A 522-nucleotide genomic window follows, 5' to 3' on the forward strand; every position below is an offset into this window, starting at 1 on the left:
TACAAGGAAAGTTAGGTGGAAATAAAGGAAATTAATTCAACCTCTGAGATAGCAAATGATTTGGCTTCTTTGCTGATTGATTGCGTTGAGAGTGGGGCTTCGGTTGGTTTTTTGACACCAATCAGTCATCAAGAAGTCGAGTCATATTGGGCTGGTGTGGAGTCAGATTTAAGTTCAGGTAATCGACGCTTATTTGTTGCACTCGATGATGATGTAGTAGTCGGTGCAGTTCAGCTTTCCTTATGTTCTAAAGCAAATGGTTCACATCGAGGCGAAGTTGAAAAGCTAATGGTTATAACAAGCTCACGTGGCCAAGGTGTGAGTAAGAAACTGATGTCATTAATGGAATCAACGGCATCTGAAATTGGGTTGCAGTTATTGGTGTTAGATACTCGTCTTGGTGATGTGGCATCATTGTTATACCGTTCAATAGGTTATACCGAGGCAGGACAAATACCTCAGTTTGCACGCAGTTCAAATGGAAAGTTAGAGGCGACAGTGTATTTCTACAAGCAATTGTAA

1 protein-coding gene is annotated in these 522 nt (G+C 41.0%); it reads left to right on the plus strand.

The genetic code is table 11. From position 1 onward, the window contains the following. Positions 1-15: 15 nt before the first annotated feature. Positions 16-522 carry a GNAT family N-acetyltransferase gene (locus GOU96_RS18220; RefSeq protein WP_000403020.1) on the plus strand — a complete coding sequence of 169 codons (507 nt, stop codon included), beginning with the start codon at positions 16-18 and terminating at the stop codon, positions 520-522.

This window comes from Vibrio sp. R-1 (genome assembly GCF_035615595.1).
GTDB classification, from domain to species: Bacteria; Pseudomonadota; Gammaproteobacteria; order Enterobacterales; family Vibrionaceae; genus Vibrio; species Vibrio cholerae.